The organism is Dietzia kunjamensis, from assembly GCF_045689975.1.
In the GTDB taxonomy this organism is placed as follows: domain Bacteria; phylum Actinomycetota; class Actinomycetes; order Mycobacteriales; family Mycobacteriaceae; genus Dietzia; species Dietzia kunjamensis.
Genome location: NZ_CP143297.1, coordinates 2,094,769 through 2,120,513 on the forward strand (window position 1 = coordinate 2,094,769; position 25,745 = coordinate 2,120,513).

The 25,745-nt window shown below is 70.7% G+C and carries 23 protein-coding genes; 8 read left to right on the plus strand and 15 right to left on the minus strand.

Annotation, left to right across the window (positions count from 1 at the left end; genetic code table 11):
• Positions 1 to 768 carry a FadR/GntR family transcriptional regulator gene (locus VZF99_RS09760; RefSeq protein WP_120284366.1) on the plus strand — a complete coding sequence of 256 codons (768 nt, stop codon included), beginning with the start codon at positions 1 to 3 and terminating at the stop codon, positions 766 to 768.
• 69 nt (positions 769 to 837) lie between these two features.
• Here the strand turns inward: VZF99_RS09760 and fabG are convergent, their stop codons facing one another.
• The 3 genes from fabG to VZF99_RS09775 are packed head-to-tail and all read right to left on the minus strand — an operon-like array spanning position 838 to position 3,969.
• Positions 838 to 1,578: a 3-oxoacyl-ACP reductase FabG gene (fabG, locus tag VZF99_RS09765; RefSeq protein WP_407334630.1), complete on the minus strand. Its 741-nt coding sequence runs from the start codon at positions 1,576 to 1,578 to the stop codon at positions 838 to 840.
• Positions 1,565 to 2,776 (minus strand): CaiB/BaiF CoA transferase family protein, encoded by a 1,212-nt coding sequence (locus tag VZF99_RS09770; RefSeq protein WP_407334631.1) that lies wholly within the window; start codon positions 2,774 to 2,776, stop codon positions 1,565 to 1,567. Before VZF99_RS09770 ends, fabG begins: the two co-directional genes overlap by 14 nt.
• Positions 2,773 to 3,969: an acyl-CoA dehydrogenase family protein gene (locus tag VZF99_RS09775; RefSeq protein ID WP_407334632.1), complete on the minus strand. Its 1,197-nt coding sequence runs from the start codon at positions 3,967 to 3,969 to the stop codon at positions 2,773 to 2,775. The genes VZF99_RS09770 and VZF99_RS09775 overlap by 4 nt, the downstream gene beginning before the upstream one ends.
• A gap of 141 nt (positions 3,970 to 4,110) precedes the next feature.
• Here VZF99_RS09775 and VZF99_RS09780 point away from each other — a divergent pair, with 141 nt between their 5' ends.
• From VZF99_RS09780 to VZF99_RS09790, 3 genes are read left to right on the plus strand one after another with little or no spacing between them, the layout of a single operon-like run.
• Positions 4,111 to 5,268, plus strand: coding sequence for a CoA transferase (locus tag VZF99_RS09780; RefSeq protein ID WP_120283751.1), 1,158 nt, complete (start codon positions 4,111 to 4,113; stop codon positions 5,266 to 5,268).
• A gap of 49 nt (positions 5,269 to 5,317) precedes the next feature.
• Complete coding sequence (locus VZF99_RS09785) at positions 5,318 to 6,499, plus strand: acyl-CoA dehydrogenase family protein (RefSeq protein ID WP_407334633.1); 1,182 nt, start codon at positions 5,318 to 5,320, stop codon at positions 6,497 to 6,499.
• Between the two features lie 21 nt (positions 6,500 to 6,520).
• Complete coding sequence (locus VZF99_RS09790; RefSeq protein ID WP_407334634.1) at positions 6,521 to 7,624, plus strand: zinc-binding dehydrogenase; 1,104 nt, start codon at positions 6,521 to 6,523, stop codon at positions 7,622 to 7,624.
• Positions 7,625 to 7,838: 214 nt separating this feature from the next.
• On the opposite strand, the gene VZF99_RS09795 is transcribed toward VZF99_RS09790, so the two are convergent.
• The 6 genes from VZF99_RS09795 to VZF99_RS09820 all read right to left on the minus strand — a co-directional run bounded on the left by VZF99_RS09795 (position 7,839) and on the right by VZF99_RS09820 (position 15,410).
• The gene (locus VZF99_RS09795; protein WP_407334635.1) at positions 7,839 to 8,981 is read right to left on the minus strand and encodes a thiolase family protein; all 1,143 of its coding nucleotides are present in this window, start codon (positions 8,979 to 8,981) and stop codon (positions 7,839 to 7,841) included.
• Positions 8,982 to 9,050: 69 nt separating this feature from the next.
• Positions 9,051 to 10,256, minus strand: coding sequence for an acyl-CoA dehydrogenase family protein (locus tag VZF99_RS09800; RefSeq protein ID WP_407334636.1), 1,206 nt, complete (start codon positions 10,254 to 10,256; stop codon positions 9,051 to 9,053).
• A gap of 116 nt (positions 10,257 to 10,372) precedes the next feature.
• Positions 10,373 to 11,134: an SDR family NAD(P)-dependent oxidoreductase gene (locus VZF99_RS09805; RefSeq protein ID WP_067715710.1), complete on the minus strand. Its 762-nt coding sequence runs from the start codon at positions 11,132 to 11,134 to the stop codon at positions 10,373 to 10,375.
• 62 nt (positions 11,135 to 11,196) lie between these two features.
• A complete protein-coding gene (locus VZF99_RS09810) occupies positions 11,197 to 12,270 on the minus strand; it encodes a phosphotransferase family protein (protein WP_407334637.1) in 1,074 nt (357 codons plus the stop codon).
• 67 nt (positions 12,271 to 12,337) lie between these two features.
• Entirely contained in the window at positions 12,338 to 13,720 is a 1,383-nt protein-coding gene (locus VZF99_RS09815) for an MFS transporter (protein ID WP_407334638.1), read from the minus strand.
• 1 nt (position 13,721) lies between these two features.
• Positions 13,722 to 15,410, minus strand: a complete 1,689-nt coding sequence (locus VZF99_RS09820; RefSeq protein WP_407334639.1) for a class I adenylate-forming enzyme family protein — start codon at positions 15,408 to 15,410, stop codon at positions 13,722 to 13,724.
• Positions 15,411 to 15,528: 118 nt separating this feature from the next.
• On the opposite strand from VZF99_RS09820, the gene VZF99_RS09825 reads away from it, so the two are divergent.
• Positions 15,529 to 16,146 (plus strand): TetR/AcrR family transcriptional regulator, encoded by a 618-nt coding sequence (locus tag VZF99_RS09825; protein WP_407334640.1) that lies wholly within the window; start codon positions 15,529 to 15,531, stop codon positions 16,144 to 16,146.
• 61 nt (positions 16,147 to 16,207) lie between these two features.
• On the opposite strand, the gene VZF99_RS09830 is transcribed toward VZF99_RS09825, so the two are convergent.
• Positions 16,208 to 16,924 carry a LysR family transcriptional regulator substrate-binding protein gene (locus tag VZF99_RS09830; RefSeq protein ID WP_407334641.1) on the minus strand — a complete coding sequence of 239 codons (717 nt, stop codon included), beginning with the start codon at positions 16,922 to 16,924 and terminating at the stop codon, positions 16,208 to 16,210.
• 31 nt (positions 16,925 to 16,955) lie between these two features.
• On the minus strand, positions 16,956 to 18,260 hold the full coding sequence (gene glyA / locus VZF99_RS09835) for a serine hydroxymethyltransferase (protein ID WP_407334642.1): 1,305 nt from the start codon (positions 18,258 to 18,260) through the stop codon (positions 16,956 to 16,958).
• A 136-nt stretch (positions 18,261 to 18,396) separates the two neighbouring features.
• Here glyA and coaA point away from each other — a divergent pair, with 136 nt between their 5' ends.
• Positions 18,397 to 19,329, plus strand: a complete 933-nt coding sequence (coaA, locus tag VZF99_RS09840; RefSeq protein WP_069388860.1) for a type I pantothenate kinase — start codon at positions 18,397 to 18,399, stop codon at positions 19,327 to 19,329.
• Here coaA and VZF99_RS09845 read toward each other — a convergent pair.
• Positions 19,326 to 20,444 (minus strand): tocopherol cyclase family protein, encoded by a 1,119-nt coding sequence (locus tag VZF99_RS09845; RefSeq protein ID WP_407334643.1) that lies wholly within the window; start codon positions 20,442 to 20,444, stop codon positions 19,326 to 19,328. The two genes, coaA and VZF99_RS09845, sit on opposite strands and share 4 nt — an antisense overlap.
• A gap of 37 nt (positions 20,445 to 20,481) precedes the next feature.
• On the opposite strand from VZF99_RS09845, the gene VZF99_RS09850 reads away from it, so the two are divergent.
• On the plus strand, positions 20,482 to 20,970 hold the full coding sequence (locus VZF99_RS09850; RefSeq protein ID WP_407334644.1) for a PH domain-containing protein: 489 nt from the start codon (positions 20,482 to 20,484) through the stop codon (positions 20,968 to 20,970).
• Complete coding sequence (locus VZF99_RS09855) at positions 20,967 to 22,481, plus strand: PH domain-containing protein (RefSeq protein ID WP_407334645.1); 1,515 nt, start codon at positions 20,967 to 20,969, stop codon at positions 22,479 to 22,481. The genes VZF99_RS09850 and VZF99_RS09855 overlap by 4 nt, the downstream gene beginning before the upstream one ends.
• A gap of 74 nt (positions 22,482 to 22,555) precedes the next feature.
• Here the strand turns inward: VZF99_RS09855 and VZF99_RS09860 are convergent, their stop codons facing one another.
• The 3 genes from VZF99_RS09860 to VZF99_RS09870 form a co-directional block, all read right to left on the minus strand.
• Positions 22,556 to 23,248: an MOSC domain-containing protein gene (locus VZF99_RS09860; RefSeq protein ID WP_119191730.1), complete on the minus strand. Its 693-nt coding sequence runs from the start codon at positions 23,246 to 23,248 to the stop codon at positions 22,556 to 22,558.
• On the minus strand, positions 23,248 to 24,015 hold the full coding sequence (locus VZF99_RS09865) for an isoprenyl transferase (RefSeq protein WP_067715669.1): 768 nt from the start codon (positions 24,013 to 24,015) through the stop codon (positions 23,248 to 23,250). Before VZF99_RS09865 ends, VZF99_RS09860 begins: the two co-directional genes overlap by 1 nt.
• 147 nt (positions 24,016 to 24,162) lie before the next feature.
• On the minus strand, positions 24,163 to 25,236 hold the full coding sequence (locus VZF99_RS09870; RefSeq protein WP_407334646.1) for a 3-deoxy-7-phosphoheptulonate synthase: 1,074 nt from the start codon (positions 25,234 to 25,236) through the stop codon (positions 24,163 to 24,165).
• Positions 25,237 to 25,745 lie beyond the last annotated feature (509 nt).

Consider the following 25,745-nt stretch of genomic DNA (forward strand, 5'->3'; position numbering starts at 1 on the left):
ATGAGTTCACCGAACGGTGCCGCCGGTTCGCGCGCGGGCATCGGCCGACCCAAGAAGACGGCGCTGCTCGTCGCCCAGCAGATCGTGGAGGACATCTCCCGCCGGGGCAACACGGTCGGCGACCGCCTACCGCCCGAGCACCTCATGCTCGAGGAGTACGGCGTGGGCCGCGGCACCCTCCGCGAGAGCCTGCGTTACCTGGAATTGCAGGGCGTGATCATGCTCAAGCCCGGTCCGGGCGGTGGCCCGATCGTGCAGCGGCCCGACGGCGGGATCCTCGCCGCCACCCTGAGCCTGCTCCTGCAGTTCGAGGATGCGCCGTTCTCCACGATAATGGAGGTCCGCACCGCGCTCGAACCGACGATGGCGGCGCTCGCCGCCGAACGGATCGACGACGAGAGGCTCGAGCGGCTGCGGGAGAACCTCGAGTCGACCCGGACCGACCTCGCGGACACGGACGCTTTCAACGCCGCCTCCGAGCACTTCCACGACCTCATCGCCTGGGGCTCGGGAAATCCCATGTTCGGGTACCTCTTCGACGCGATGAACGGCCTCATCACGGGGTCGATCCTCGGCGTGGAGTACCCGCGGCGCCAGCGCGAGCACACCTGCACGGCGCACGACGAGATCTACCGGGCCATCGCGGACCGGGATCCCGACGCCGCACGGGACCTCATGGCGTCACACATCAGCGAGCACGCCACCTACCTGGAGAAGCGACACCACTCGGCGCTCTCGCGGCCCATCCGCTGGAACCTCGACGGCTGAACGTGCGCCACACGCGAAGAGGGCCCCACCCAAGCGGTGGGGCCCTCGTCGCGCGAGGTCGCCGGCGGCTCAGATATGCCTGCCGCCCGTGATCTCCAGGACGGTGCCGGTCATGTAACTCGACATGTCGCTGGCGAGGAAGAGCACGACCTGGGCGACCTCGCTCGGCTCGGCGGCGCGCCCCATCGGGATCTCGGCCATCTTCTCGTCCCACACCTGCTGTGGCATGGCGAGCGTCATGGCGGTCCGGATGAGCCCCGGCTGGATGGCGTTGACGCGGACCCCCTTGAACGCGACCTCCTTCGCGGCGGCCTTGGTCAGGCCCACGATGCCGGCCTTGGCCGCCGAATAGTTGGTCTGGCCCATGAGCCCGACCTTCCCGGAGATCGACGAGACGTTGACGATCGCCCCGCCGCCGTGCTCGCGCATCCGACCGGCCGCCGCCCGCGTTCCGTTCCAGGTGCCCTTGAGGTGGATGGCGATGATGTCGTCGAACTGCTCCTCGGTCATCTTGCGCATGGTGGCGTCGCGGGTGACGCCCGCGTTGTTGACGAACACCCCGATCGGACCGAATGCCTCCTCGGCCACGTCGATCATCGCCTCGACGGCAGCGGAGTGGCGGACGTCACAACGGACGTAGCGTGCCTTGTCCTCGCCCCCGAGCTCGGCGACGGCGGCGGCGCCGGTCTCGTCGTCGATGTCGCCGATCACCACCCGCGCGCCGTTCTCGATGAACGTGCGCGCGATCTCCAGTCCGATGCCGCGTGCGGCCCCGGTGACCACGGCGGTCTTCCCCTCAAGCAATCCCATGATGTGTGTCCTCTCGTGTGCTGTCGTTCGTCCCGTCCGGTGTCGGGCCGCGCAGGCCCAGTTCCGCCAGGATCGTGTCGGTGTGCTCCCCGAGCGCGGGGACCGCGCCCATCGGGAGCTCTACATCGGTAAAGGTCATCGGCGGGAGCAGTCCCCAGACCGGGCCCCCGGGGGTCTGCACGTCCCGCCACCGGTCGCGCGCATCGAGCTGCGGGTGGTCGACCAACTCGGCGACGTCGTTAAGCCGGGCCGCCGGGACGCCGGCCCCATCGAGTAGATCGGCCAGCTCCACCGAGTCGAACCCCCTGGTCAGGGACCCGATCAGCGCGTCCACTTCGGCTCTCCGGGCGACGCGGTCGATGTTCGTGGCGTACCTCTCGTCGTCGACGAGATCCGGGCGGCCCAACACGTCGCGTACCAAGGCGGCCCACCCCCGGTCGTTCTGGACGCCGATCAGTACCTGCCCGTCACGCGTCGGGAACGCGTCGTAGGGGCATATCGAGGCGTGGGACAAGCCCATCCGCCCTACCTGCCGGTCGGCGTACATCCGGATGTACATGGGGTGGCCCATCCACTCGGCCGTGGCCTCGAACATCGACACCTCGATGGTCGCGCCGCGCCCGGTCCGCTCGCGACGGAACAGGGCGGCCTCGATCGACGACAGCGCGTACATGCCAGTCGCGATGTCCGAGACGGGTACCCCTGTCTTGGTGGCGGTCTCCGGCGTACCGGTGACCGAGCACAGCCCGGATTCGGCCTGGACGAGCATGTCGTAGGCCTTGCGGTGGGTGTAGGGTCCGGCGTCGCCGTACCCGGAGATGGTGACGACGACGAGGTCGTGCTTCCGCGCGCGGAGTGCGGTAGCCCCCAGGCCCAGTCTGTCCATCGCCCCGGGGGCCAGGTTGCTGATCACGACGTCCGCCCGCTCGGCCAGAGCGAGCGCGACCTCCCGGCCCCGGTCCGAGCCCAGGTCGAGTTCGATCGACTCCTTGCCCCGGTTGAGCCAGATGAAGTGGGACGCCTGGCCGTGGACGGTGGCGTCGTAGGCCCGGGCGAAGTCCCCCTCCCCCGGGCGTTCGATCTTGATCACCCGGGCGCCGAGGTCTGCCAGGTGCCGGGTGGCCAGGGGCGCGGCGACGGCCTGCTCGACGGCCACCACGGTGATGCCCGCCAGCGGCAGATCGTCCGGCTCGGTCATCGCGCCCCTACTCCGGCGCCGGCCGCCTTCATCAACCCGCCGCCGATGATGAGTCGCTGGATCTCACTGGTGCCCTCGTAGAGACGCAGCAGCCGGATGTCGCGGTAGATGCGCTCGACCGCGACACCGCGCATGTACCCGGTCCCGCCGTGGATCTGGACCGCCAGGTCAGCCACCCTGCCGGCCATCTCGGTGCAGTAGAGCTTCGCGGCCGACGGGGCGAGGCGGCGGTCCTCACCGGAGACGTACTTGGCTGCGGCCTCGCGGACGAGTGCCCGACCGGCCATGACACCGGTCTGTTGGTCGGCGAGCATGGCCTGGACCAGTTGGAATCCCCCGATGGGCTGGCCCCCCTGGGTGGTGGCGGCGGCGTAGGCCACCGACTCGTCGAGCGCCCGCTGCGCCGTCCCCACCGCGAGCGCGGCGATGTGGACCCGGCCGCGGGCCAATGACGTCATGGCCGCCCGGTAGCCCGTGTCCTCGTCGCCCCCGACGAGCGCCGACGCCGGGACCCGCACGCCCTGGAAACTCACCTCGGCGGTCCAGGCCCCCGCCTGGCCCATCTTCTTGTCCCGGGGTCCCACCGCGACACCGGGCGCGTCCGCGGGGACGAGGAACACGGCGATCCCGGTGCCGTTCGCGTCGGCCGGGCGGGTGCGGGCGAACACCACGAACAACCCCGCGATCGGGGCGTTGGTGATGAATCGCTTGTTGCCGTCGATCACCCAGTCGTCGCCGTCGCGGACGGCCCTGGTGGCCAGTCCGGCCGGGTTCGAGCCTGCGCCGTCCTCGGTGAGCGCGAAGGAGGCGATGACCTCCCCGGAGGCGATCCGCTCCAGCCATTCGGCCTTCTGCTCGTCGGTGCCGAAGCCCACGAGCACCTGGCCGGCGATGCCGTTGTTGGTACCGAACAGCGATCGCATGGCTAGCGTGGTGTAGCCGAACTCCATGGCCAGCTCCACGTCTTGGGTCAGGTTCAGGCCGAGCCCACCCCACTGTTGCGGGATCGCGTAGCCGAACAGTCCCATTTCGGCCAGCCCCGCCCGGATGTCGTCCGGGATCGCGTCGGCATCGGCGATCTCCTGCTCGCGCGGCACCACGACCGTGCGGACGTAGTCCCGCGTGGTGGCGAGGATGTCCGCGAAGTCCTCGGCATCCACCTCGGACGTGGACGTTGTCGTCTGCTGGCTCATCGGGTCGCCCTTCCTCCGGCATGCGGGATGCGGACCGTCGGCCCGCGTTGTATGCTTCCAATTATTATCAGCAATTAGTTCCGGTGACAACAGTCCCCGCCCGCGGCGGCCGACTGCCACCGCCGACCCTCGGAGGTCCCGATGCCCGAGCCCACCGCCTCCCGTCCCCTGGCCGGCCTCCGGGTCGTCGAGTTGTCCAGCTTCGTCGCCTCTCCCCTGTGCGGGCTCACCCTCGCCCAGCTCGGCGCAGAGGTGATCCGCGTCGACCCCGTCGGCGGTGCCGCGGACGTCCACCGCCTCCCTACGTCCTCCGACGGGACCTCGATCTATTGGACGGGCCTCAACCGTGGCAAGGCGTCGGTCACCCTCGACCTACGGTCCGAGGACGGTCAGCGGGCCCTGCGCGACCTGGTGACCGACTACGGGGACGGCGGCGGCATCCTCGTCACCAACTCGGCCGGGCGCTCGTGGCTGTCCCACGACATCCTGGCCGCGGTCCGCCCGGACGTCATCACCCTCGAACTGCTCGGCCGGCGGGACGGTCGGCCCGGGGTGGACTACACGGTCAACGCCGCCCTGGGCTTCCCGTCCATCACCGGCCCCGCCGGGACCGACACCGTGGTGAACCACGCGCTTCCCGCCTGGGACGTGGCGGCCGGGTTGCACGCCGCGCTCGCAGTGGTCGCGGCGGTCCGCCGACGGGAACGGACGGGTGAGGGGTGCCACATCGTCTTGCCGCTGGACGACGTCGCGCTCGCCACCGCCGGCACCCTCGGCTACCTCACCGAACCCCAGATCGACGGCTCGAGCCGCCCCGCCGTCGGCAACTACGTCTACGGCACCTTCGGTACGGACGTGGTGGCCTCGGACGGGGGACGGTTCATGCTCGTTGCGCTGACCCCCCGGCACTTCCGCGATCTTGCGCGCCTCACCGGCACCGAGGAGGCGGTCGCGGCCCTCGAGAACGCGACCGGTGCCGACTTCTCCACCGACAGGGACCGCTACGAGTACCGGGAGGTGCTCGCGGCGCTGTTCGCCCGGTGGTTCGCCGCGCACACCACCGAGCAGGTCTCGGCGGCACTCGCCGACTCCGTCGTCCTCCACGAGCGCTACCGCAGGTTCGACGAGGTGGTCTCCGAGGGCGACCTCGACGCCAATCCGCTCTTCTCACCCCTGGTCCAACCGGGTGTCGGCGAGTATCTCGCCGCCGCTCACCCCGCCACGTTCGACGGCCACCATCTGGCCACCGGGCCGGCGCCGCAGCTCGGCGCGGACACCGAACGCCTGACCTGGGAGTGAACCGACCCACCCGACACCCGGACTCTCACGCCCCGACCCGGGAGGACCCATGACCCACAAGCCCGTCGCCCGTCCCGGCACCCCCACCTACCTCACCGAGGAGCGGCTCGCGATCCGTGACCTCGCCCGCGAGTTCGCGATGAAGGAGGTGCTGCCCGTCGCCAACGCACTCGACCCGGAGAAAGGCGACATTCCCGACGGCCTGCGGCAGAAGATGGCGGACATGGGTTTCTTCGGGATCATGATCCCCGAGGAGCACGGAGGTCTCGGCCTCGGAGTGTTCGAATACTGCCTCGTGGCCGAGGAACTCTCCCGCGCGTGGCTCTCCGTCTCCGGGCTGCTCGCCCGCGGCAACGGCATGGGCGGCGGGTTCACCCCGGAGCAGGAGAAGCGCCTACTCCCCCGCGTCGCCCGCGGCGAATGGCTCGGCGCCTACGCGCTCTCGGAGGCCGAGGCGGGCTCGGACGTCGCCAACATCTCGTGCCGCGCGGTCCGCGACGGCGACGAGTGGGTCGTCACCGGCACCAAGATGTGGTGCACGTACGCCGACCAGGCGGACTACCTCGTGCTGTTCGCCCGTACCGAACCGACCCGCGACCCCGCCAAGCCGCACCGCGGCATCTCGACCTTCCTCGTCGAGAAGGAGCGGGGCGGGTTCCCGCCCGGCATCACCGGCAATCCCGTTCGCAAGATCGGCTACTTCGGATGGCAGACCTGGGAACTGTCCTTCGACGGGTTCCGTCTACCCGCCGACGCGCTGCTCGGCGAGGAGGGCAAGGGCTTCTACATGGCCGTCTCGGGCCTCGAGGTGGGCCGGGCCCACACCGCCGCCCGCGCCATCGGCCTCGCCCGGGCCGCGCTCGAGGACTCGATCGCGTACATGCACGCACGCGAGCAATTCGGTCGTCCGATCGCCGACTTCCAGTACCTGCGGTTCGAGATCGCCAAGATGGCGGCCGACATCGAGGCCGCACGACAACTCATGTACTCGGTCGCCACCGACATCGATTCCGGTCGCCGCTGCTCGCTCGAGGCCGCCATGTGCAAACTCGTCGCGACCGAGATGGCCGAGCGCGTCACCTCCCAGGGCGTCCAGATCCACGGCGGGGCCGGCTACACCACGGACTTCCAGGTGGAGCGGCACTGGCGCGATGCGCGGCTGACCCGCATCTTCGAGGGCACCAGCGAAATCCAGATGCGGATCATCTCGGACGAGCTCCTCGGCCGCTGAACGCTGCGTACAGTCGGCCCCATGAGAGCTGCGGTGTGCGTTGAGACCGGGTCCCCGCTGGTGATCGAGGACATCCCGATCCCGGAACCGCGCGCCGGCGAAGTCCTGGTCCACAACCACGCCTGCGGGGTGTGTCACACGGACCTGCACGTGATGAAGGGCGAGGTCGGCTTCCCGCTGCCAGGGGTCCTGGGCCACGAGATCTCCGGTCTCGTCGCCGAGGTCGGCGCCGAGGTCACCCACGTCCGGCCCGGCGACCGGGTGGTCGGCTCCTTCATCATGCCGTGCGGGTCGTGCGAGAACTGCGCCCGTGGCATGGAGGACATCTGCTCCACGTTCTTCGAGTACAACCGCCTGCGCGGCACCCTGTACGACGGCGAGACGCGCCTGCACCGGGCCTCCGGCGAACCGTTGTCCATGTACTCGATGGGCGGACTGGCCGAATACAGCGTCACGCCCGCCACCGCGGTGTTCGCCCTCCCCGAGCAGCTCGACCTCACCGATTCCGCCATCCTCGGCTGCTCGATGTTCACCGCCTACGGCGCGGTCCGCAACGTGGGCGACGTCCGGACCGGGGAATCCGTCGCGGTGGTGGCGGTCGGTGGGGTCGGCCAGAACATCGTCCAGCTGTCGGCGGTCAGTGGCGCGGAGTCGGTCATCGCGATCGATGTGGACGACGACAAGCTCGCCCTCGCCCGCCGCATGGGTGCCACACACACCGTCAATTCGCGTGAGGTGGACGCGACCGAGGCGGTCATGGCGATCACCGGCGGCCGCGGGGTGGACGTCGCCTTCGAGGCGCTGGGGTCGGCGGCCACCACCCGGCAGGCGACCGACATCGCCCGCGAGGGCGGGCGGGTCGTGGTCGTGGGCATTCCTCCCGCGGGCACCGCGCTCGACGTGGACCTGGCCCGCATCGTGCGTCGCAAGATCCAGATCAAGGGCTCCTACGGCGCGCGCGCCCGGCAGGACGTGCCGGCGCTCATCCGACTGCTGGCCGCCGGAAAACTCGACCTGGGCGGGATGATCTCCCGCCGGGTGCCGCTGACCGAGGCACCGGAGACCTACGAGGCCCTCGACCGTGGCGAGGTGCTCGGCCGGGCGGTCGTCCTCACCGGCGACTGAGCCGCCCGCGCACCCGGCGACTGAGCCGCCCGCGCACCCGGCGGCATCCGCGCGCGCCCCTGCCCGCAGCCGCACGAGCGCCTGTACGCCCACAACACAGCCGCCCCCGACGCTGAACGCCGGCCTGCGCATCTGCGCACGCCAGACGCCATCGTCGGGAGCGGCTGTGTCTCCAATGGCAGCCGCTCGCGCGGCTGCCCGGTGGGGGCTCGGATCAGAGCAGTTCGATGATGGTGGCGTTGGCCTGGCCGCCGCCCTCACACATCGTCTGCAGGCCGTACTTGATGCCCTCGTTCTTCATGTGATGGACGAGGTCGGCGAAGATCCGGGCGCCGGAGCCACCGAGCGGGTGCCCGAGGGCGATGGCGCCGCCGTTCGGGTTGAGCTTCGCCGGGTCCGCCCCGGTCTCGGCCAGCCACGCCATCGGCACGGACGCGAACGCCTCGTTGACCTCGTACACACCGATGTCGTCGATGGACAGTCCGGACTTGGCCAGCGCCTTGGCGGTGGCGGGGATCGGCGCGGTGAGCATGATGACCGGATCGTCACCGGCGAGCGTGGCGGTGTGCACCCGCGCGATCGGGGTGCACCCGTACTTGGCGGCCGCCTCCTCGCTCATCACGAGGATCGCCGCGGCGCCGTCCGAGATCTGCGAGGCGTTGCCGGCGTGGATCACACCGTCTTCCTTGAACGGGGTCGTGAGCCCGGCCAGCCCCTCGACGGTGCTGCCGCGGCGGATGCCCTGGTCGGTGTCGAAGACGCCGTCCGGGGTGGTCACCGGCACGATGTGCCCGGCGAAGAACCCGGCGTCCTGCGCGGCGGCGGCCTTCTCGTGCGACGCCACGGCGAACTCGTCGAGCTGGGTGCGGTCAAAGCCCCACCGCTCGGCGATCATCTCGGCACCGACGCCCTGGTTGGGGGCCGTGCCGTCGTAGCGGTCGAGGAACGCCTGACCGTAGGGGAACGACTCGGAGGAGACGTGCGAGCCCATCGGCACCCGCGTCATCGACTCGACGCCGCCGGCCACCACCACGTCGTGGAAGCCTGCCTCCACCACGGCCACCGCGAAACTCAGCGCCTGCTGCGACGAGCCACACTGCCGGTCGATCGTCACGCCGTTGACCGTCTCCGGCCATCCCGCCGACAGGGCGGCGGTCCGGGCGATGTCCCCGGCCTGCTCCCCGGCCTGGGTGACACAACCCCAGATGACGTCCTCGACGATCGATCCGTCGATCCCGGCGCGCTCGGCCAGCGCCGTGAGAACGGTCCCTGACAGATCGGCGGGATGCACCCCGGCCAGTCCACCCTTGCGCTTGCCCACCGCGCTGCGCACGGCCTCCACGACTACTGCACCCATGTTCTGCACTTCCTTGTCTCTGCGGTTCCGGCGCCGGGCGGCACCGACCGTTACTGGGACATCCTAGTTTTATCCGACGTACGGCGGGGTCTTCTTCAGCTCTCCGCGCGCGATGGTGCGACGGTGGACGGCGTCCGGTCCGTCGACGATCCGCAGCGCGCGCGCCCAGGCGTAGAAGTACGCCAGCGGGGTGTCGCCGGAGACGCCGGCGCCGCCGAAGATCTCGATGGCCCGGTCGATCACGGCACAGGCGACCTGCGGGGCGATCACCTTGATGGCGGAGATCTCGAACCGCGCCTCCTTGGCGCCGACGGTGTCGATCATCCAGGCGCAGTGCTGCACCTGCAGCCGCGCCTGGTCGATCTCGATGCGCGAGTTGGCGATGTGCTCCTGCACCACGCCCTGGCTCGCCAGCGACCCACCGAACGCGTGCCGGGACTTGGCGCGGTCGACCATCAGGGCCAGCGCCCGCTCGGCCATGCCGATGGCGCGCATCGCGTGGTGGATGCGGCCCGGCCCGAGACGGGCCTGGGCGATCGCGAACCCGGCGCCCTCCTCGCCGAGGAGATTCGACGCGGGCACCCGCACGTCGGAGAACACGATCTCACAGTGACCGTGCTGGTCCTGGTATCCGAACAGCGGCAGGTTGCGCTCGATGGTCAGGCCCGGGGTGTCGCGGGGCACGAGGACCATCGACTGCTGCCGGTGGGTCTCGGCCGACTCGTCGGTCTTGCCCATGACGATGAGGATCTCGCAGCGGGTGTCGGCGATGCCGGTGATCCACCACTTGCGACCGTTGATCACGTACTCGTCGCCCTCGCGACGGATCACGGTCTGGATGTTCGTGGCGTCGGAGGACGCGACATCGGGCTCGGTCATGGCGTACGCCGAGCGGATCCTGCCCTCCTTGAGCGGCTCGAGGTACTTCGCCTTCTGCTCGTCGGTGCCGAACAGGTGGAAGGTCTCCATGTTCCCGGTGTCCGGGGCCTGAGAGTTGATCGCCTCCGGGGCGATGACGGGCGACCACCCCGTGATCTCCGAGACGGCGGCGAACTCGAGGTTGGAGATCCCGGACCACTCGGGCAGGAAGAGGTTCCACAGCCCACGGCGCCGGGCCTCGGCCTTGAGGTCCTCCATGACCGGCGGGTAGGCGTTGTCCCCGTTCTCACGCAGGTACTCGGCCCAGACGGGCTCGGCGGGGAAGACGTGCTCCCGCATGAACTCCCACATGTTCTCCTGCAGCTCGATGCTGCGCTGACTGTGAGCGAATTCCATGTCATTACTCCTGTAGAAGCGTGCCGCGGCGGCCCGTCGCGGGCGGGATGAGTGAAGTGGTGCCTGCGTCAGTGCTGAGTTGGTTCAGTGCTGAGTCGGTTCAATGCAGAGTCGGTTCAATGCATAGTCATCCCACCGTCGACCACGAGCGTGGTCCCGGTGATGAACGACGATGCGTCGGAGGCGAGGAAAAGCAGCGCGGAGTCGAGCTCGGGCTGGAGCCCCAGTCGGCCGAAGATCGTGCTGCCGGTGATGTCCGCGAGCATCTTCTCCGGGATCTCGTCGGTCATCTCGGAGGCGAAGTACCCGGGGGCCAGCGCGTTGACGCGGATACCGCGGCGGCTGCCCCACTGCGCGGCGAGGTCGCGGGTCAGTCCGAGCACGGCCGCCTTGGTCGCCGAGTAGGCGGCCTGCGGTGCGAAGCCGGCGGTCAGGCCCAGGACGCTCGCGACGTTGACGATGCTCGCGCCCGGCTCCATGACGGCCGCGCACTCCTTGGCGGCCCAGTAGGCGCCATTCAGGTTGACGTCCACCACCCCGCGGAACTGCTCGGGGGTCTCCTTGAGCGCGGGCACGGCGGTCCCGATGCCGGCGTTGTTGACCAGCACGTCGATGCGTCCGTGGGTGTCCATCGTGTCGCGGACCATCGCCGCACACGCCTCGGGGTCCGCGACGTCGCACGCCACGGTCGAGGCGGTGCCGCCGGCGGCACGCAGTTCCTCGGCGAGGGCGTCGAGCCGCTCGCGGCGTCGGGCGGCCAGCACGACCGTGGCGCCTGCCGAGGACAGGGCCCGCGCGAAGCCGGCCCCGAGCCCCGACGACGAGCCCGTGATCACCACGACGCGGCCGTCCAGCCGGAAGCGGTCGAGCACGGGCAGCGCGGCCTGCGGACCCGTCCGGGGATCGACCGGGGTGGGTGCTGCGGATGAGGGCTCAGCCATCAGTTGGTCACCTTCCTGGAGTCGAGGATCGAGTGGCCGTGGTCGACCAGCTCGCGGATCTGCGGGCCGATGTCACCGAAGTCCTGACCGGCCATGTCACCGGCCTCGGAGCGCGTCGCCACGCCCTGGGCGATCGCCGCGAACTTGAACGTGGCGAACGCCAGGTACCACGGCATGTGGGACGGATCGGTGCCGGTGGCCGCGCAGTACCGGTCGAGCAACCGCTGCGGTCCGGGCCAGCCCGGCTCGGTGGTGATGCTGGGGATGAGCGGCACGGTCGGCCCGTTCGGGTCGCCCCAGTACAGAACCGTCTGCGCGAGGTCGGCGACCGGATCACCGAGGGTGGACAGCTCCCAGTCGAGGATCGCTTTGATGCGCCCCGGGTCGTCGGGGTCGACGACGTAGTTGTCCAGGCGGTAGTCACCGTGGATGATCCGCGACGACGGCGAGGTGGGCATGCTCTCGCCGAGACGCGCGGCCAGCTCGGGCAGACGGTCCGCCCGGACGGAGGCACTGGATTTCTCCGACTGGCCCAGCCAGCGTCGCAGCTGCCGCTCCAGATAGCCGTCCGGGCGACCGAGATCCCCCAGGCCCACCGCGTTCTGGTCCACGGCGTGGAGCGCGACCATCGCGTCGATCTGGGCGTCCGCCATGGCCGCCTTGTCGTCGTCGGACTCGGCGAAGCCCGCCGGCAGCGCGTCACGGATGACGTGGCCGACCACCTTCTCCATCACGTAGTACGGCACGCCCAGGTCCTCACCGGTGGTCTCGTTGAGCACCACCTTCGCGACCGGCACGTCCGTGTCCGCCAACCCGAGCTGGATCCGCGCCTCGCGGCCCATGTCGTGCGCGCTGGGCAGGAGCTCGCCCGTCGGCGGCCGCCGCAGGATCAACTCCCCCGCGTCGGAGCGGAGCGTGAACGTGAGGTTGGACTTGCCGCCGGCGATGAGGTCGGCGTCGAAGTCCGCCCAGGCCCGGTCACCGGTGGCCTCGGCGATCTTCGGCCCCACGACGTCGGGGCGGAGCAACTGGTCGACGGACAGTCCCGTGGACTCGGACGATGAAGTGGTCATGGCGTGGATCCTCGCGGTTGATGGGCGACCGGGCGGGCGGTTCGGGTGGATCAGATGTGGCCGACGCTCATTTGTGGCCGACACGGTGCAGGTCGTTACCCCGGGTCTCCTTCATGAAGGCGGTCGCGACCATCGTCGCCACGCACAGGGCGATGATGTAGGCGCTGATCATCCAGTACAGATCCCATTGGATGAACTGGGCGTTGAGGTACGGCGCGCTGCCGCCGAACACCGCCACCGACAGGGAGTACGCGAACCCGATGCCCGCGGTACGCATCTTGGTGGGGAACGCCTCCGACATGAACGAGGACAGGATCGAACCGGCGGCCGCGACCAGGGTCATGGCGACGAGCGAGGAGAGGAACAGCGTCCACGGGCGGTCGTCGATCATCCCCATGAGCATCGGCGTGGTGATGATCGTGCCGATGGCGAAGATGAAGATGACCGGGCGACGGCCGATGTGGTCCGAGAGCAGACCCCACAGCGGGAGGGTGCACAGGGCGATGAGCTGGCTGCCGAAGATCGCCCAGAACGCGGCCTCCGAGTCCATGTCACGCTGCGTGATGGCGAACGTCGAGGCGTACGAGCTCCAGGTGTAGTGCGCGACGGTGATGCCGGAGACCATGGCCACGACCAGCGCGATGGCGCCGGCGAGCTTGCGTCGCGAGAACGTGGCGACCGGCGAGGTCGGGTCGGCGGCGGCGGCCGCGGCGGCCTTGTCGAAGACGTCGGACTCCTCCATGCCGGACCGCAGGTACAGCACGAACAGGGCGAACACGGCGCCGAGCAGGAACGGCACGCGCCAGCCCCACTCGCCGACGGCGGACTCGGAGAGCACGGCGGTGATGCCGCCGCCGATGCCGTAGGCGATCACGGTGCCGCCCATGATGGCGACGAACACGAGGCTGCCCCACATACCGCGACGGTGCGGCGGTGCGATCTCGGCGACGTAGCTGTAGGCGGTGGCCGACTCGCCACCGTGGGCGAAGCCCTGGATCATGCGGCACAGGAGCAGCAGCGCCGAGGCGAAGATCCCGAGCGTCTCGTAGCTCGGGAGCAGGCCGATGAGCAGGCTGGCGCCGGCCATCATGAGCATGGTGGTGATGAGGACGAACTTGCGTCCGCGTACGTCCGCGATCCGGCCGAAGACGATCCCGCCCAGCGGGCGCATGAGGAACCCGACCGCGAAGACGGCGAACGTGGCCAGCAGCGCCGAGACCGGGTTCTCGTTGTTGAACATCACCGCGGCGATGTACGGGGCGAAGACCGCGTAAGCGGTCCACTCGTACCATTCGAACAGCTGCCCGGTGGTACTGGCGGCCAACGAGCGGACGCTGCCGCGGCTCGCCTTGGCGGACTGGTGTGGGGCTGCGGTGTCGGCAGTGGCGGCGGTGGCGGCGGTGGCGCCGGCCCGCCCGCGGTCGTCGGGGTCGATGGTGGCCTCGGCCATGTCAGTTCCCTTCGGTGGGAGTCGAGGAGTGGGAGGGGGTGTGTTCGTCGCGGAGTTCGCGACGGCGGATCTTTCCGGTCTGGGTCTTGGGGAGCTCGCCGACGACGTGGACCTCGCCCGGCCGCTTGTAGGCGGCGAGCCGCTCCGAGGCGAACGCGATCAGCTCGTCCTCGGTCGCAGTCTGCCCGGCCTTGAGCGAGACGAACGCGACGACCTTCTCTCCGCGGTACTCGTCCGGCAGTCCCACGACGGCGGCCTCGAACACCGCGTCGTGCTCGTACAGGGCGTCCTCGACCTCCCGCGGCCAGACCTTGTAGCCGGAGGCGTTGATCTGGTCCTTGAGGCGGTCCACGAGGTACACCCAGCCGTCGGCGTCCATGACGGCGACATCGCCGGTGTGCAGCCGGCCGCCGGGCATGGTCGAGGCCGTGGCGGCCTCGTTGCGCCAGTAGCCGGACACGATCTGCGGTCCCGACAGGACGAGCTCGCCCTGCTCGCCCGGGGCGACCGGCTGGTCGTCGACGCCGATGACCTCGGCGCCGATCCCCGGCAGCGGCACTCCGATGGACAGGGTGCCGCTGGTCTCGTCGACCGGCGCCCGCAGCCCGGGCGGCACCGCGATGACCCCGGAGGTCGTCTCGGTCATGCCGTATCCATTGTGGATGTAGTGGCCGAACCGCTCCGCGAAGCGCTCGACCGTCGAGGGCGGGATGGGCGCGCCCCCGCTGTACAGGGTCTTGACCGACGCGAAGTGCCCCGGTCCCGCCTCGTCCAGGCGCATGAGCGCGTTGTACGCGGTGATGGAACCGATGGTGAAGGTGACCCCGTGTTCGCGGAACGCGTCCAGCATGACACCGGGCCGGAAACGTCCGGCGAAGACGAGGGTGGAGTCGGTGACCAGCGCGACGGTGGCGTTGATGACGGCGCCGGTGATGTGGAACAGCGGGGCGATCGCCAGCACCACGTCGCCCGGGACGAGATCCACGAAGTCGGCGAAGCTCCGCGCGACCGCGATGACGTTGGCATGCGAGTTCATCGCCCCCTTGGGCGGCCCGGTGGTTCCCGAGGTGTAGGTGAGAAGCGCGAGGTCGTCGGGGGTGACCTCCGCCGGCTCCGGCGTGCGTCCCTCGAACTCGCGGATCAGGGAGACCAGATCGCCGTCCGGCGAGGGCTCGACCTGCTGGTCGTCGCCGAACGCGCGGGGGTCGTTCCGGGCCTGCAGGTCCCGCTCGCTCGTACTGAGGACCCATGCGACGTCGGTACCGCTCACGGCGTCGCGGATCGCGGAGGCGTCCCGATCCGTGGCGATGATCCCCACCGCACCGGAGTCCTCGACGGGCAACCGGAGTTCGCGGCCGAAGTACATCGGGTTGAGGACCACTGCGGCGGCGCCGATCTTCCACAGCGCCAGCATCGCCAGCGCGTACTGCGGGATGTTCTGCAGGTGGATGCCGACGCGGTCACCGGGCGCCACCCCGCGGACCTGCAGGGCGGTGGCGAGCGCATCCGCCATGGCGTCGACCTCGCGGGCCGACAGCGTGGTGTCGAAGTACGCGACGGCGGCCCTGTCCGGCGAGGAGTCGACACGCTCACGCCAGGCGTCCACGAGCGTCGACCGCCGCGTCACGAGACTCTCGTCGAGCCCCGGTCGGTACAGCGTGCGCCACGGCCGCGGGTCTTCCTGGCTCATCCTCGCTCCTCTCGTTCACGATTGTTGTGCGGTTCACCGACCGATCGATCGCTCGGTATGCCATAGTGTTACCCACACCACAACCGGTGTCAAGCGAAGGGTGGCTAGTGTTGTGACGATGAGTGAGACCGCGACGTTGGCGCAGTGGCGCGAGTTCGGCACCGACGAACTCTCCCCTCCGCTCCGCGCGGCCCTGGTGGTCTTCGCAAGGCACGGGTATCACGGCGCCTCGATCCGGTCGATCGCCGAGGCCGCCGGACTGTCCGTCCCGGGCCTCTACCATCACTACCGATCGAAGCAGGCCATCCTCGCAGCGGTCGTCGACCAGGCCATGGCGGAGATGCTCACGCACACGCAGGCCGCGGCCGACGACGCCGGCGACCGCACCGTCACCAGGTTCGAGAACATCGTGGAGTGCCTCGCCCGCTTCCACATGGCGCGGCGCGACCACGCGTTCGTGGCGTCCACCGAGATGCGCAGCATGGACCCGGACGTGCGCGCACGCCACATCGCGCAGCGCGATGCACAGCAGAAGATGCTCGAGGACGCCATCCGCGCCGGTGTCGACTCCGGGGAGTTCTCCTGCGCCCACCCCGAGGACGCGGCCCGCGCCATCGCCTCACTGTGTGTGTCGATCGCGTCCTGGTACCGGCCCGACGGGCCGCTGTCGGCCGACGACGTCGTCGCCCGCCACCTCGAGTTCGCCCGCGGGATGGTCGGCGCGGCACGCCGCTGAGATCGACCGCGCCGCACGCGGCTGAGATCGACCGCGCCGCACGCGGCTGAAACCCACCCGGTCAGCGTCTGCGCTGCCCCCGACCCACCGGCTTCGGCGCACGTTCGGCGCGGGCCTTCGCCTTGGCGGCGGCCTTCTCCTTCGCGGTCCGCTTCTCGCGCGGGGGCTCGCCCGCTCCGCGCGAGGTGCCCGCCCTGCGACCCCGCACGATCCCCACGAACTCGTCGATCAACTCATCGGTCTCCCTCGCGGGCGACCAGGCGATGCCCATCCGGGTCGCGGGGACCCCGTCGACGGGCCGCGCGACCACATCCCGCCGACTCAGCGCCCTCGCGTACGGCGCCGGCAGGACGAGCAACCCCACGCCGGCGGCGACGAGGTCCACCGCGGCGGACACCTCCTCGGGCGATGCCGTGATCGTGTCCACCGGCTCGAGCCACCGCTCCCCCTCGAGGTCGGCGATCCCCAGCGAGTCGAAGGCGGCGAGTTCGTGGTCCTTCTCGGCGAGAACGGCCATCGTCTCGGTGTACAGCGGGACCCGGAGCAGGCCGGCCGGCGCCGAGCGCGGTGCATCGTCGGGCTCGCGGAGGAAGACCACGTCGAAGCCGTCGTCGCCGGCGGAGCCCGCGAGCTCCGCCCACGGGTCACCGGTGCGTCGGGCCGAGATCGGCACGCGTGGATTGCGCTCGCGCCACCGCGCGAGCCACTTGTCCGGCTGGACACCGGGGACGTAGCCAACCCGTAGACGGGGGCCGTTGCCCGTGTTCTCGTCGGTCATCGGCCCCCGCCTGTCGTTTTCTCGACCCGCCTCAGCCCAGGATCTTCCAGTCCTCGAGACCCTCGTACAGCGGCTTCGACGCGGCCAGCGCAGACACGCGTTCACGCAGGGCGGTGACGTCGGCGCCCGTCCCCGCGGCCAGCGCGGTGCCGATGATGTCCGCGACCTCGCGGAAGTCCTCGGCCCCGAAACCACGGGTGGCCAGGGCGGGCGTGCCGATGCGCAGGCCGGAGGTCACCATCGGCGGACGCGGGTCGAACGGCACCGCGTTGCGGTTCACCGTGATCCCGACCTCGTGGAGGAGGTCCTCCGCCTGCTGGCCGTCGAGCTCGGAGTCACGCAGGTCCACCAGGACGAGGTGCACGTCCGTGCCGCCGGTGAGGACGGAGACGCCGGCGTCCCGGCAATCCTGGGCGGTGAGCCGCTCGGCGAGGATGTGGGCACCCTCGATCGTGCGCTGCTGACGCTCGCGGAACTGCTCCGTCCCGGCGATCTTCATGGCGGTGGCCTTGGCGGCGATCGCGTGCATGAGCGGGCCGCCCTGCTGGCCCGGGAACACCGACGAGTTGAGCTTCTTGAACAGCTCGAGGTCGTTGGTGAGGATCATGCCGGAGCGCGGCCCGCCGAGCGTCTTGTGGACGGTCGTGGAGACGACGTCGGCGTGCGGGACGGGGCTCGGGTGCAGGCCGGCGGCGACCAGGCCGGCAAAGTGGGCCATGTCCACCCACAGCTTGGCGCCGACCTCGTCGGCGATCTCGCGGAACTTCGCGAAATCCAGGGTCCGCGGGTAGGCCGACCAGCCGGCGATGATGACATCCGGCTTCTCCGCCAGCGCCATCTCCCGAACGGTGTCCATGTTGACCTGCATGGTCTCCGGATCCACCTCGTAGGCGGCGACCTCGTAGAGCTGGCCGGAGAAGTTGAGCTTCATGCCGTGCGTGAGATGCCCGCCGTGGGCGAGCGACAGGCCCATGATCTTGGACCCCGGCTTCGCGAGCGCCATGAGCACCGCGGCATTGGCCTGGGCGCCGGCGTGCGGCTGGACGTTCGCGTACTTGGCGCCGAAGACCTCCTTCGCGCGGTCACGAGCCAGGTTCTCCACCACGTCCACGTGCTCGCAGCCGCCGTAGTAACGGCGACCCGGGTACCCCTCGGCGTACTTGTTCGTGAGCACGGAGCCCTGCGCCTGCAGGACCGAACGCGGCACGAAGTTCTCCGACGCGATCATCTCGAGCGTGTCTCGCTGTCGGGCGAGCTCGCCGGCCATCGCCTCGGCGACCTCCGGATCGAGCTCGGTCAGGGAGGCGGTGAACACGTCGGTGTTCGGGTCGGTCATCGTTGCTCCTCGCACGTGGGCTTTGCACTTCGTACGAATCGTGTGGGGCCACGGCTCGTCTCGTCGTCGTCGTCAGTCTAGTGCCACGCCACCCTGACACCCCCTCCCCCGTGGCCACCTGCCACAATCGGGAACCGTGAGCAGACAAGCCGGCGACTACACGCCGTACGTCGAGTTCGACCGTCGAAGCTGGCGGCGCCTGCGGCGTGCGATGCCCATGGTGCTCACCGAACAAGACCTCGAGGGCCTCCGAGGCCTGGGCGAACACCTCGACCTCGACGAGATCGCGGAGATCTACCTGCCGCTGAGCCGGCTCATCCACCTGCAGGTATCCGCCAGACAGCGGTTGTTCCAGTCGACCAATCTGTTCCTCGGCGAGACCGTGGACGCCCCCATGCCGTTCGTGATCGGCGTCGCCGGATCGGTGGCGGTCGGCAAGTCCACCTCGGCCCGAGTCCTGCGTGCGCTGCTGACCCGCTGGGACTCCCACCCCCGGGTGGACCTCATCACCACCGACGGCTTCCTCCACCCCAACCGCGAACTCCAGCGACGCGGACTGATGCACCGCAAGGGCTACCCGGAGTCGTACGACCGGCGCGCGCTGCTGCGGTTCGTCACGGAGGTCAAATCCGGCGCCCCGGTCGTGCGCGCGCCGGTGTACTCGCACACCAAGTACGACATCGTGCCCGGCGAGTTCATCGAGGTCCGCCGACCCGACATCCTCATCGTGGAGGGCCTCAACGTCCTGCAGACGGGTCCGCGCCTCATGGTCTCGGACCTGTTCGACTTCTCGCTCTACGTCGACGCGCGGATCGAGGACATCGAACAGTGGTACGTCGAGCGCTTCCTCGAACTGCGGAGCACGTCGTTCTCCAACCCCAACTCGCACTTCGCGCACTACGCCGACCTGTCCGACAAGGCGGCCCGGCTCGCCGCCCGCGAGATCTGGACGTCGATCAACCGGCCGAACCTGGTGGAGAACATCCTGCCGACCCGGCCGCGCGCGACGCTGGTGCTCCGTAAGAACTCGGACCACTCCATCCAGCGGCTGCGCCTGCGCAAGATCTAGAGCGGCGGCGCGCCCGTCTCCCCCTCCGGAACACCGCGCCGCCGCAACTCGGCCTCGGCGCGGTCGAGCCCGCCGTGTTCGAGCGCGGCCAGGGCGCTCCGGTCCGACCACACCAGCCGTCCGTGCCGACGCACCTCCACCTCGAGCTCGCCCGCGAGGTGTTCGATCGACCCGGCGGAGTTCCGCTTCTCCGACGGCAGCGGGACCGGCAGCACGTGCGCGCGGTCCAGGGGCGAACGCCCGCTGATGCGGACCTGCCAGCCGTAACCGCGGCCCTGGAACTCCCACCGCTCGTCGGTCACCTCGGCGCGGACCGGCGAGACGACAGGGTTGCCCAGCCGGATGACCTTCCCGCCGGGCAGTCGCACGACAACTGCAGTCACCTCGGTGCGCAGCGGCCCGGAGTGGATCTGCCCGCCGGCGAACGCCACGCACGTGTTCGGCTCGGAGAACGCCTGCGCCTGGCCCCACCACCACGAGTCGGGGAAGCCCTCGGCGCCCCAGTTCTTCTCGCCGTACACCTCGGCGCCGTCGAACTCCCAGTGCTCACCGTCGAGTTCGGCCCACCCAGAAGCGCGGCCGCCGAGCAGCCAGGGGTGCCAGTACTGGTTGAGGGCGGGGACGGCCTGGAAGATGCTCGAGCCGCCGACGGCGTGGTGCGGCCACCGCAACGGGTCGGTGATGTTCACGTGCAGGCGAGCGCCCTCCCCCATGTCCACGCGGACCCCGTCGGGTCGGTACTCGAACAGTTCGCCGGAGCGCGCGCCGATCCGGTCCGGGTCGGCCCAGCCGTCGGGCGCGGCCATGAGGCGCAGGGTGGAGGAGCCCGAACTCCCCTGCGACGACGAGAACGACGACGACGAGGAGTTCCCGTCTCCGTCCCGGCGCGATCCACCGGCCTCGATCGGGATGGGCGCCTCGTCGGAGGCGAGCCCGAGCGTCGCCCAGTGCCCGTCGGGTCCCCGGTTGACCCCGATGAGGGCGATCACGACGCGCCCGCGCTCGCGGTCGGTGACGCGGAGGAAGTACCCCTCCATGGCCACGTCGTGTGCGCGGAGCGGATCGCCGAAGGGCAGGTCTGCGCCGGTCGCCCGGTATCGCCGGAGGAGTCCCATGGGGTTCAGCGTCCCATAATCGGCTTAGGGTGAAGCCGTGAATGCGACTCAACTCGGCCTCCGTCCGCCCAGGGAACGGGTCGATCCCCGGTGCCGACGATGGTGGACGGCGCAGGTCGCCCTGCGGATGGTCGGGCCACTGCTCGTGCTGGCGGCATCGACGCTGATCGTGGGCCCGTGGATGCTCCTCGCCACCGCCGGGTGGGCGTTGCTGACAGCAGCGGCGCTGGTAGTGGTGCCCCGGGTGCGGTGGGCGATCCACCGCTGGGAGGCCACCGACACCGCTGTCTACAGCCGTAGTGGACTGTTCTGGGAGGAGTGGCGGGCGGCTCCCCTGTCGCGCGTCCAGACCGTCGACAAGACCCGCGGCCCGCTCCAGCGACAGTTCGGCCTCGCCACCGTCGTGGTCACCACCGCCTCGTCCAAGGGTGCGGTGCGCATCAGCGCCCTCGACGCCACGCAGGCCGAGGAGATGGCCGACCGCCTCACCCTCCTCGCCGAGGACGATCAGCGGGACGCCACATGACCGGCCCGGCCGGCGCGGACCATGACGACTGGCTGCCGCTGGACCGTCGGACGATCACCTCCACGACCGTGGTGGTCGCCGCGGCACTCGTCGCCGCGGCGGTGCCGACGGCGATCGGCATGCTGGTGGGCGGCCTGGCCATCGGCTGGGTACTCCTCTGGACGGTGGGCGGGGTGGTAGTCGGAACCGTCGCCACCGCGATCGCCGAGTCCGCCCGCCTGACGGTGACCCGCTACCGCGTGGACACCCACCGAATCGAGCGCCGGGTCCGCTTCCTGTCGAGCACCACGTCGTCACTGTCGACGCACCGGGTCCGCAACGTGGAGATCACCGCCGACGTCGTCCAGCGTCGCCTCGGTATCGCCACCCTCAAGCTGGCCAGCGGTGAGACAGACGGGTCGAGGATGACGCTGGCCGCGCTCGACCGCTCCGAGGCCGAGGACCTGCGCCGCCGACTACTGGCCGACCGAGCCGGCGCGGACACGCACGAACTCGCCCGCCTCGATCCCCGGTGGGTCCGCTACGCCCCGGCCAGCCTCATGACGCCGGTGTTCGGCCTGGTGGGCTTCGGCATCGTGCTCCAGGTGGCCGACTGGTTCAACGCGGTGCCGGCGGTGCTGGAGTGGGTCTGGGACCGCGTCGGCGGGCTGCCGCTGCCGGTCCTCGCCATCGGCGTGGTGGCCCTGACCCTGGCCATCGGCACCGTCGCCGCCACAGTGCTGTTCGTGGAGAACTGGTGGGGCATGCGCCTCGAGCGTCACCGCGACGGTTCTCTCGAACTTCGCCGAGGCCTGGTCGTGGGCCGGCACGCGACGTTCGACGGCCGACGCGTCCGTGGCGTGACGCTGCACGAGCCGCCGGGGTTCCGCGCGCTCGGGGCCGCCCGGCTGGACGTGATCGCCACCGGAGTGGGTATCGGCAACGACGAGAACGGCAAGCCCAAACAGAGCCCCGCGCTGGTCCCCGCCTCCCCGCGCGACGTGGCCGCCGGCGTGGCGGCGGAGATGCTGGGGACACCGGTGCCGGGTACGGCGGCGGGCACACCGGGGCCGGACGCGCTGCGCTCCCATCCGCCTGTGGCGCGACGACGACGAGCCGTCCGCGCGGTGGCCGCCACCCTCGCCCTCGCCGGGATCGCCCTCGTACCCGCGCTCGTGTGGCCGTGGCTGTGGTGGGTTCCCGTCACCGTGGCCGCGGTCGGTGGGACGGTCGCCGCGTGGGCTGTGGTCGACAACTACCGCGGACTCGGCCACGCGGTGGGCGGCACGGTGGTCACGGTCCGTAAGGGTTCGCTCCTGAGACGGACCGATGTCCTGTACCGCGACGGGATCCTCGGCTGGAACGTGCGGCGCACCCCGTTCCAGCGCCGGGCCGGGCTGGTGACGCTGGTGGCGACCTCGGCCGGCGGCGGCGGTGCGTTCCGACTGCCGGACGTCGCCGAGGCCGAGGCGCACGAGGTGTGGTCGACCGCCGGCGACGTGTGGGACCACCTGGCCGAGCCCCGCGACTGAGCGACTCCGCGGCTGGGCAACTCCGCGGCCGAGCGACTCCGCGGCCGAGCCACCCCGCACGGGCGCGAGCCCGGTCAGTCGGCGTCCACGGGCCTGTCGTCGGTCGCCGGATCCAGCTTCCGGACCAGACTGGGCGCCAGGTCGGACAGCGCGTACTCGTCGAGGAGCCGCCGGGCCTCGTCGTCGTCGACCCCGGCGAAGACCCGCCCGATCGTGACCCCGTGCGTGGGCACGGCGACCACCCGGATCTCATCCCCGGCCTCGACGGGGCCCGCGGCGAGGACCCGCGCGTACGCGCCCGGGCGACCGCCCTCGGTGAAGCGCCGCACCCAGCGCGGCTTGCCCACGTGGTGGCCGAAGGTCTGACACGGGATCCGCGGTGTCGTGACCTCCATGCGCAGGCGGCCCACCTCCAGCACGGTGCCGATCTGCAGTTGCGAGGTGTCGACGCCGGTCACGCGCAGGTTCTCGCCGAAGTACCCGGGCGGGATCGGGCCGCCGAACTCGGGCTCCCACTGCTCGACGTCGGAGTCCGAGAGCAGGTAGACAGCCTTCCACACCCCGCCGTGGTGCTGGCGATCTGCCTGGACGTCGCCGTGGAGGCCGTACTCGCGCACTTGGACGGGCCCGTCGACGGGCCGCTTGTCGATCGCGGTGACGCCGACCCGGCCGGGCACCTCGAGCAGTTGGTCCACCACGCACACGGCGCGGACGGTGAACACCTCGCCCACGGTGATCGGCCCGCGCTCCGCCTCCGCGCCGACCATCACTGACCGAACCGACGGTTGCGGGCTCCGTACTCGCGCATCGCCCGGAGGAAGTCAACCCGCCGGAACGCCGGCCAGTACGCCTCGGTGAACCAGATCTCCGAATACGCGCTCTGCCACAGCAGGAAGCCCGAGAGCCGCTGCTCGCCGGAGGTGCGGATCACGAGGTCCGGGTCGGGCTGGCCCGAGGTGTAGAGGTGCTCGCCGATGCCGTCGACGGTGATCGCGTCGACCAGCTCCTGTCCGCTGCAGCCCTTGTCGATCAGCTCCTGGACCAGCTCGCGGGCGGCGTCGGCGATCTCCTGCCGCCCGCCGTAGCCGACCGCGACGTTGACCTTGACGCCCGGCCGGCCCCTGCTCACCTGCTCGGCGTGGCGCAGTCGCTCGGCGAGCCAGTCCGGCAGTACCTCGAGACGTCCGACGATCCGGACCTCCCAGTTCTTCCCCGGGCCGGTGATCTCGTCCACCACGTCCGCGATGATCTGCAGCAGTTCATCGAGTTCCTCGGCATCGCGACCGAGGTTCTCCGTGCTGAGCAGGTAGATGGTGGCCACGTCCACACCGAGGTCGTCACACCACCCCAGCATCTCAGCGATCTTGACCGCGCCCGCCCGGTGACCGTGCGCGACGTCGGTGAACCCCGCCTCGCGTGCCCACCGGCGGTTCCCGTCCGCCATCACGGCGATGTGCCTCGGCAGCCTCGACTCGTCCAACGAGGCGCGAAGGCGCGCTTCGTACAGCGAGTACAGGGGGAAGGAGACGGCCACGCGGAAAGGGTACCGCGCGGCGTCGCCCGCCCAGTGGTGCCCCTCGGGCCGCCGACCCCGGGCCGACCGCACCGGCGACGGGGGCGGCGGCGTGGGCGGCGGCGTGGGCGGCGGGGCGGCGGCGGGGCGGCGGCGGGGCGGCGGCGGTCAGCCCCGTCGACCCTGACGAACGGCCGCGGCGAGCGCGCGCAGGCTGTCGGCGGTGGTGTCCCAGCCGATGCACGCGTCCGTCACGGACCGGCCGTACACCAGCTCGTCGGCCTCGACGGACTGGGCGCCGGGCTCGAGGAAGCTCTCGATCATCAGTCCGGAGATGCCCCGCTCCCCCGCGCCGATCCGCTCGGCCAGCTCGGCCACGACCTCGGCCTGACGCTCGTGCGACTTGCCCGAGTTGGCGTGGCTCGCGTCCACCATCACCAGACCGGGCAGGCCGACCTTGCCGACCGCCGCGACGGCCGACGCGACGGACTCGGTGTCGTGGTTGGGTCCGCCGGTCCCGCCACGGAGGATGACGTGGCAGTCGGCATTACCGGCGGTCTCCACGACGGAGGCCCGGCCCTCGGCGTCGGTGCCGAAGAACACGTGCCGCGCCGCCGACGACCGGCAGCCGTCGACCGCGACCTGGACCTCGCCGTCGGTCCCGTTCTTGAAGCCCACCGGCATCGACAGTCCCGACACCAGCTGACGATGCACCTGGCTCTCGGTGGTGCGCGCGCCGATCGCGCCCCACGAGACGGCGTCCGCGATGTACTGCGGGCTGGTCGGCTCGAGGAACTCGGTCCCCACGGGCAGCCCTAAATCGAGCACGTCGAGCAGCAGGGTGCGGGCGGTGCGCAGGCCGCGCGGGATGTCGTAGCTCCCGTCGAGCGCGGGGTCGTTGATGAGGCCCTTCCACCCGACGGTGGTCCGGGGCTTCTCGAAGTACACACGCATGACGATCAGCAGGTCCTCGGCCGTCTCGTCGGCGAGCGCGGCGAGTCGCGCCGCGTAGTCGAGGGCCGCTTCGGTGTCATGGACGGAGCACGGGCCGACGACCACGAGCAGGCGGTCGTCGCGCCCGGCGAGCACGTCGGCGACCTCGGCGCGGCTGCGTTCGACCAGCGACTCGCGATCCTCGCCCAGAGGAAGCTCGCCGAGGATCTCGGTCGGCGTCGGCAGCGGGGAGTAGGACAGGACTCGCCTGTCGGCGGTCTGGGTGGGGTTCTCGGCGGTGACGGTCACGGCTGTGCACTCCTGGCGATGTGGTCGTGGCGGGCCGGGTGCCGTGATCTCTTCGGTGCCCTGTGTCTCGCGCACCCGGATCCGCCGTCTGGAAAGGCGGAAGGCGGCGACCATGGTGGTCACCGCCTCTGGGCTCCGGGTGTCGAGACGTCCGTCTAGCGGACGCGTGCGCTCGCGGCGCGGGCTCCACCCGGAGCCCACATAAAGCGCCAATAAGCGCGAGCGTTCGACATGCCGGTCACGATAGCAGACGGACCCGGGCCGGCCGGAATCGCCTCGCAGCCCTACCCCGACAGCCGCTCCCGCGCCTGGCGTGTCGCCCGCGAGGCTGGCGTGTCGCTCCCGCGCCTGCTCGACCAGGACGCGGCCGCGTCCCGCCATGGCGTCTGGCGTGCACCGCTGCGCAGGCCAGACGCCGTCGCGAGGGGCGGCTGCGGAACCGTCCACACCGGAGCAGGCCGGACGGCACCCGCCATGTGAGGGGGAATACCGCCCCACGTTCTTTTGTT

Excerpts from the sequence above, each read along its gene's own strand:
- VZF99_RS09760 (WP_120284366.1), top strand. The coding sequence starts at position 1 with ATGAGTTCACCGAACGGTGCCGCCGGTTCGCGCGCGGGCATCGGCCGA.
- fabG (WP_407334630.1), bottom strand. The coding sequence starts at position 1,578 with ATGGGATTGCTTGAGGGGAAGACCGCCGTGGTCACCGGGGCCGCACGC.
- VZF99_RS09770 (WP_407334631.1), bottom strand. The coding sequence starts at position 2,776 with ATGACCGAGCCGGACGATCTGCCGCTGGCGGGCATCACCGTGGTGGCC.
- VZF99_RS09775 (WP_407334632.1), bottom strand. The coding sequence starts at position 3,969 with ATGAGCCAGCAGACGACAACGTCCACGTCCGAGGTGGATGCCGAGGAC.
- VZF99_RS09780 (WP_120283751.1), top strand. The coding sequence starts at position 4,111 with ATGCCCGAGCCCACCGCCTCCCGTCCCCTGGCCGGCCTCCGGGTCGTC.
- VZF99_RS09785 (WP_407334633.1), top strand. The coding sequence starts at position 5,318 with ATGACCCACAAGCCCGTCGCCCGTCCCGGCACCCCCACCTACCTCACC.
- VZF99_RS09790 (WP_407334634.1), top strand. The coding sequence starts at position 6,521 with ATGAGAGCTGCGGTGTGCGTTGAGACCGGGTCCCCGCTGGTGATCGAG.
- VZF99_RS09795 (WP_407334635.1), bottom strand. The coding sequence starts at position 8,981 with ATGGGTGCAGTAGTCGTGGAGGCCGTGCGCAGCGCGGTGGGCAAGCGC.
- VZF99_RS09800 (WP_407334636.1), bottom strand. The coding sequence starts at position 10,256 with ATGGAATTCGCTCACAGTCAGCGCAGCATCGAGCTGCAGGAGAACATG.
- VZF99_RS09810 (WP_407334637.1), bottom strand. The coding sequence starts at position 12,270 with ATGACCACTTCATCGTCCGAGTCCACGGGACTGTCCGTCGACCAGTTG.
- VZF99_RS09815 (WP_407334638.1), bottom strand. The coding sequence starts at position 13,720 with ATGGCCGAGGCCACCATCGACCCCGACGACCGCGGGCGGGCCGGCGCC.
- VZF99_RS09820 (WP_407334639.1), bottom strand. The coding sequence starts at position 15,410 with ATGAGCCAGGAAGACCCGCGGCCGTGGCGCACGCTGTACCGACCGGGG.
- VZF99_RS09825 (WP_407334640.1), top strand. The coding sequence starts at position 15,529 with ATGAGTGAGACCGCGACGTTGGCGCAGTGGCGCGAGTTCGGCACCGAC.
- VZF99_RS09830 (WP_407334641.1), bottom strand. The coding sequence starts at position 16,924 with ATGACCGACGAGAACACGGGCAACGGCCCCCGTCTACGGGTTGGCTAC.
- glyA (WP_407334642.1), bottom strand. The coding sequence starts at position 18,260 with ATGACCGACCCGAACACCGACGTGTTCACCGCCTCCCTGACCGAGCTC.
- VZF99_RS09845 (WP_407334643.1), bottom strand. The coding sequence starts at position 20,444 with ATGGGACTCCTCCGGCGATACCGGGCGACCGGCGCAGACCTGCCCTTC.
- VZF99_RS09855 (WP_407334645.1), top strand. The coding sequence starts at position 20,967 with ATGACCGGCCCGGCCGGCGCGGACCATGACGACTGGCTGCCGCTGGAC.
- VZF99_RS09860 (WP_119191730.1), bottom strand. The coding sequence starts at position 23,248 with ATGGTCGGCGCGGAGGCGGAGCGCGGGCCGATCACCGTGGGCGAGGTG.